Source organism: Gracilimonas sp. (genome assembly GCF_031581265.1).
In the GTDB taxonomy this organism is placed as follows: domain Bacteria; phylum Bacteroidota; class Rhodothermia; order Balneolales; family Balneolaceae; genus Gracilimonas.
The window spans coordinates 48,971-55,233 of record NZ_JAVLBQ010000019.1; the positions used below are offsets into that span (position 1 = coordinate 48,971).

The 6,263-nt window shown below is 38.2% G+C and carries 6 protein-coding genes; 1 reads left to right on the plus strand and 5 read right to left on the minus strand.

Annotated elements, in window-relative coordinates; genetic code table 11:
- Nucleotides 1-28 precede the first annotated feature (28 nt).
- From RI561_RS08360 to RI561_RS08380, 5 genes are all read right to left on the minus strand, one after another.
- Nucleotides 29-1,423, minus strand: coding sequence for a type II secretion system protein GspD (locus RI561_RS08360; RefSeq protein WP_395079776.1), 1,395 nt, complete (start codon nucleotides 1,421-1,423; stop codon nucleotides 29-31).
- Between the two features lie 17 nt (nucleotides 1,424-1,440).
- Complete coding sequence (locus tag RI561_RS08365) at nucleotides 1,441-2,220, minus strand: hypothetical protein (protein WP_395079777.1); 780 nt, start codon at nucleotides 2,218-2,220, stop codon at nucleotides 1,441-1,443.
- Between the two features lie 91 nt (nucleotides 2,221-2,311).
- Entirely contained in the window at nucleotides 2,312-3,703 is a 1,392-nt protein-coding gene (locus RI561_RS08370; RefSeq protein WP_395079778.1) for a PilN domain-containing protein, read from the minus strand.
- 68 nt (nucleotides 3,704-3,771) lie between these two features.
- On the minus strand, nucleotides 3,772-4,068 hold the full coding sequence (locus tag RI561_RS08375) for a hypothetical protein (RefSeq protein WP_395079779.1): 297 nt from the start codon (nucleotides 4,066-4,068) through the stop codon (nucleotides 3,772-3,774).
- Nucleotides 4,069-4,078: 10 nt separating this feature from the next.
- On the minus strand, nucleotides 4,079-4,843 hold the full coding sequence (locus RI561_RS08380; RefSeq protein WP_395079783.1) for a type IV pilus twitching motility protein PilT: 765 nt from the start codon (nucleotides 4,841-4,843) through the stop codon (nucleotides 4,079-4,081).
- Between RI561_RS08380 and RI561_RS08385 the strand changes: the two genes are divergently transcribed.
- Entirely contained in the window at nucleotides 4,830-6,188 is a 1,359-nt protein-coding gene (locus tag RI561_RS08385; protein ID WP_395079780.1) for a carboxypeptidase regulatory-like domain-containing protein, read from the plus strand. The two genes, RI561_RS08380 and RI561_RS08385, sit on opposite strands and share 14 nt — an antisense overlap.
- The last annotated feature ends 75 nt before the right edge of the window (nucleotides 6,189-6,263 follow it).

The window sequence follows — 6,263 nt, forward strand, 5'->3', positions numbered from 1 at the left end:
CCTTTGAAATCTCTTCGTTTATGGTATTCTAACTATTCTGACCTTCCGATTCCGTTGTATCCACTTGAGTTGTACCATTGGGTTCTACTTGTGGATCTCCCCCAATTAATTCAGGGTCTTCTTCACTAAATACCCGGTCTAAATCCGTTCTCATTCGGTCTCGTGTATCATTTAAAACCTCCCTCGTAGAAAGCCTTCTTCTCTTCATACGCTCCGAAACAGGATCAATCAATTCAGCCTGAACAATGATAATAAGTTCATTTTCAGAGAAATCTTTTGAGTTATATCCAAACAAATATCTAAGTCCTAAAAACCAACCCGGTAAATCCTTCAGTATTGGAACCCCTCTTCTTACTGTTGACTCCTCCGTTCTATATAAACCGGCAACGTACGTTGATTCCCCGTCTAAAAGTATAGCGGAGGTGGTAGCATTTTGTTTGTTTATGATAGTACTTACAACGTCGGGTTGTACTGTAGATCTTTCTACTTGTAAATCCAGATATATAAATGAAGTGTCATCCTGTGTTATTATTTGAGGAGTCGCATTCAGAATAGTTCCTGTACTTTCAAATTGGTCAATAACATTACCTGCAATATCCCGCTGCTTGATAGAAAAATCCTGACCAACCTGAATATTACCTTCTTCCCCATCTACCACTTTAACTGAGGGAGTAGCTAAAATTTTGCCAAGGTTATCTGCTTCAAAAGCCCTGAATAATGCCTGCACACTTATTCCTGCCCCTAACTCACCGAGGTTTACCAACGAGTTAAAAGCATTCTGGGATACACTTGATGCACTAAAAGAATTCACTGAAACAAATTGATCATCAAAATTTCCTGATGGAACTGTTTCTGTACCTTGAGTTCCCACAAAATTCCCAAGATCTTCCGGAGCATCACTTGTAAGTGTAGACCAGTCTACCCCAATTTCTTGTAAAGCTCTTCTATTTCCTTCGAAAAATGTAGCATTAATCCTTATCTCACGAGTTTGAGTGGTCGGCAAAGGCATTTGGCCTTCTCCGGTAGTCTGTTGGGCACCCCCGGTTGCAGTTTGGTTGGTACTTTCCTGCTCCGGCTCAGGTACAGTAATTTCATAAAAGTCTTCATATTCAGTCAATTCCAAGTCCTGGAATCTCATAATATATTCAAGAGCGTCTTTCCAGTGCATGGCCGGCAGATTCACACCAATTGTACCACTGTAACCGGTGTTATCCACTATAAATTTATCTTCATATTCTTGAGCAAAAGTATCTATAACCTCAATGGCTTCAGCATAAGAGGTGCTTTTATCAAATGCTACAATCTCGTCAGGATTGGTGTATTCGTTTAGCGGATCAACAATCTGAGCTTGCACGCTGCTTTGTAGCAATAGTGGAGCTACTGCTACAAACATGTATATGAACAACAAACTGATTTTTTTCAAAAATGCATGTAATAATTTCATCGCTCTAACTCCAAGGTGACAGATTCTGTAATACCACCTTTATTTAAGTTGAATGTGGCTGATTTGCTTTCCAAATCAATTGATTCTAATTCACCAAGATATACCTGGTCTCCTTCACTAAGTGAAGTGATATTTCCGTTTTGATCTACAATAAAAATTCTTGTTCCAGTTAATCCAATAATTCTGCTTTGTTCAATATTAATAAGATTTTCAGTATTGGGCGGAACTGTAGGCTGTATTAAAGGATAAAAAGGATTATATGTTGAAATTTCCTCATTGAGTACCAAACTATTTGTAACTCTTGGGTTTTCCTGAATGGGTACTCTTTCATAATAACTTTCTAAGGTAAATGTGAACGTAATTTCATCTAATTCTTCAGCTCCACCGGTAGCCGGCACAAGTGAAAGTTGTGTAACTTTATTTAAGAGTCGGCTATTTTCAAGCTTATTTATAAAATTTAAAACATTCACAAATTTACTATAACCACTGATATCAGCATACATCATTCCATATTGGTCTTGAGCAGTAGAATCGGTGAAATTAAAATCGAAATAAACTTTAGTCAGAGTGTCGCTATTACTTATGTAGTCAAGATAATCGAATACATCGTCCGGATTAGGATTATCAAATAGTGTTTTATCGTAGTTTTCGATTATAGAAACCGCCTTATTATACGTTTCATTTAATGCGGGAAAGGCATCACTGGTAGCCTTTTTAGAATTCAGATCATCTTGTTTTTCAGATACTGTTTGCTCTAAACGCTCAATTTCAGACATCTGGAAGAATTTGATATAGGAATAAGATGCTCCAATAAATAACGCAAGCGTTACTAACAAAATAATGGTATTTCTTACAGCGTACGACAAATCAGTCCTCCTCCCCTACAAGTTCATTAATACCTTTCGCACTTTCAGGGGTATAAATTTCTTCATCCTCAAAAAAGTCTCTGATTATATACCTGAATTCATACACTTCTCGTTCACGGATACTTGCTTCAGTTACTCTAATCAGCGTAGCAGAATTAAACGTGTTCGCTAATTGGGGTATTCGATTTCTGCTTAATGCATACCCATTAATCTCAGTACTGTTTTCATTTTCCCTGAGTGATGTAAGCCATATAGAATTAATTTCTTCAGTGGATTCATTAATTAGCCCTAAATTAGTAGACCAGCGCAGTGTGCCAACATTTAACTCATTCAACAGTGTAAGTTTTGATTGAATTTGACTTAGTTCGTTATTGATTTCATTATAACGTTGCACAGTCGGTTCTAATGAGGTAATCTGAGAGTCAAGAGAATTAACCTCGTTTGTAAGCTGATCTATTTTTGAAGCATATTGTGTATAGAAATGGTTAGCTACTATTGGAGTTATTAAAATTAAAAATAACAATAACAACCCATGCCATTGAAGCTTGAATATTTTTTGTCGATCACTTACATATTCAGGTAAGAAAGAAATATTCGGAAACTCATCAGCCTTAAATCCCGAAGCCGACCAAGCTGATCCAATAGCTGTAGTAAAAGAAGAAATGGAATCTTTGTTGATATTTCCTGAATCAAATACTTCCTCAGAAAACTGAAATTCTGAGACATCTACATCTTGAAATCGGTCTTTAAAAAAGTCAATGGCATCATCACCAAGGGAATTATCGCATAATATGAGTCGATCCAGGTTCGGAACTTCTCCGGTATCAAGTTGGAACAGTATTTTACTGAAAACTGTATTTAGGAATCTCTGATCTTTGGTCCCTTCGTTGATTATTGGAGAAACAATCCATAGCTGATTTCCTTTTAAAAAGATAACCCGCGTTGTGTGCTCATTAAATTGTATTACCCCGGTTACCGTATTGATATCAAGATCATAATTGGCTCTTATAAGTCCCAACAAATTAATCTCATCCGGCAAAATTTCACTAATAAACAACTTGCCGCTGAACAGCTCAAGAGTACGGTTAATGATGCTCAATAAATTAGGCTCTTCATCTATCGAAGCCAGTAATAAAGCGCCGTCATCCCTTACTGAGTAAGAATATTGGTCCTTATCTTTCACAGTTCCGTGAAGGGCTTCCAAACGATCTTCAACAATAACTTCTAAATCCTTTTTCTTGGTATCAGAAAAGTCATTGTCTTGCAATATCTGAAAAATGGTATTGCCTGAAGGGACACTTAAACCTAAATCGATTCTTTTTGAATCAGTTGAGGTAAGGAGGTTATAAAATAGAAGTTCATTCGAAGCCGGTGCGTCCGATTCATCCACCATATCAGTATCAACCAGATCATCTGATTCATCATCTAAATCATCAAAATCGATGTCACCTAAATCATCGTCTAAACCCTCAAGATCAACATCTTCACTTTTATCTCCCTCTTCGGCGGATGCTCCTTCAGCATCATCTCCAAACCAAATATAATATCTTCATCATCTCCACTCTCATTATCAGTTTCGTTACCGAATATATCACCTTCCCCCTGACTACTCTCAGTCCTGTTAGTTATCAGTGGTTCTACCAGACGCACTTTATCCAGGCTGATGAGCTTTAACTTATTGCCTTCCACTTGAACTCTGGCAACTTTAAGAGTCTCGTCATCAACTACAATCCCGGTATATGTTTTATCTTGAAGCATCTATTGGTATTTAATAATTAACTTCACTCATTAGTTGCTTCATTTTGGTCTTGTTATTGGCATAATTGAATACATTTTCTTTTGAAATTACCCCATCAGTATACAGCCTTTTGAGGTCTTGCTCCATAGTATTCATACCTTTTTCACTTCCTTCCATCAACATTTGGTAAATCTCACTGATATTATTGTTCCTAATTGCTGCTTTAATAGAAGAATTTACGATTAATACTTCTTTTGCCAGTGCACGTTTACCATCCAGACTTGGAACTAATTTTTGACTAATTACACAAGTTAAAACATCCGCAAGACGTGTTCTAACCCTGTTTTGTTCCTCCGTTGGCACTTCACCTAAAATACGTTCAATACTTTCCATCGCCGATGATGTATGAAGAGTACCAAATGTTTTATGGCCTGAATCTGTTATTTCGAGCGCAGTCAATATAGTTTCGGGATCTCTAAGCTCTCCAATAACTATTATATCAGGATCTTGCCGTAAAGCTTGAATAGCCCCTTCTTTAAAGGATTCTACATCCCTGCCCACTTCACGATGGCGTACTACTGATTTATGAGGCTTATGAATAAGCTCGACGGGTGAAGCGATTATTACTATATGAGACTCTACCGTCCGGTTATTTGCATCAATTATTGTATCAAGTGTGGAAGATTTACCGGAACCGGTGATACCCGTAATGAGCGTGAGACCATATTTATAGTATTTAAGACTTAATGCTTTTGCAACCTCTTTATGGGCTCCTAAATTCTTGAATGGGCGTATAACAGATAGTCAGACCGGTAATGTCATTGAGAACGCTACGGTTCAAATAAATTCTCCCGAAGAGTTTTCAGATACATTTACCAGAACTAATGCAGAAGGGCAATACACATTGGGAGATATTCAAGTTAGCTCTTTGACGGAACTTTCTATCACTTCAAATGCCAATGATTACAATCCCAGCACTAAAACTGTGCAAGTAGCCGAGGGTGATAATATTACTGATTTCGATTTTCAGCTTGAACCTGAGGAAGTTGATGATGGAAATGGTGGTGGCGGAGTTGCCGGACCAGCAGGCGGAGCAGCAGCAATCGTCTTGGCTCCTGGTGGAATCACCAATGAAAGTATCAACATTGCAGAAACGGGAGGTACCGTTAATACAAGCTTTACTTTTGCTTTACAAGACTCAGCCGGGAGAAATCTGGACTTAAACAATGCTGAAGAGGTAGAGTTTTCCATTATTTCAGGTCCCGGTGGCGGAGAAGGAATAACCCCGCTTTCCGCTCAAACCAATTCCGAAGGAACCGTTACTTCAAATCTTTTTAGTGGAAATTTAGCCGGTGTTGTACAAATTCAAGCTCAAATTGAACGGGAAGACATAGGGCTCACTATACGCTCAAAACCAGTAGCTATTACCATTCATGGTGGATTCCCTGACCCTGACCATTTTAGCCTTTCAGTGCAAACATTCAATTTTGAAGGTTTTGCCAGAGATGGCGTCAGAAATCAAATTTCTGTAATTGTTGGTGATAAATTCAGTAACCCGGTTAAACCCGGCACGGCTGTTTACTTCGAAACCACGGGGGGAATTATACAAGGCTCCGGTGTAGGACACACTGACGCAGATGGTGAAGTAAGTGTTGATTTAATATCCGGTGGGAAAAGGTCACTGCTTAATCACCCAACCTTGGGATTTGGTTACGCAACCATCACAGCTACTACTATTGATGAAAATAACAATGAGATTCAGGAACAAGCTGACGTGCTATTTTCAGCTCCACCCTCTACTCCTAATATAACCTTAACCCCTTCTACATTTACCATTCCCTCAAATGGAGGCGAAACTTTTGATCTTACAGTAACCGATACAAACGGAAATCCTTTACCTGCAGGAACTACAGTAACAATTGAAGTAGCGGATGGACTTGAGGTTACAGGTGGAGGTATTGAGATTCCAAACGCCTTAGTTGGAGGATCAGGTATTACCGATTTCACTTTTTCAGTAGCTGATACTGATGATGAAAATTCTAATGAACAAAACACACAAATCACTATCAAAGTTGAAACTCCCGCTGGTGATAAAGCCTCTGATTCTTATTCAGGTACAAGAGCAAAATGGAATAATTAAGGGTCTTATGAAGTATAGCATGTTATGATTGTTTGTAACATATTGCTATACAATGGTTAACAAGTATTATAAACG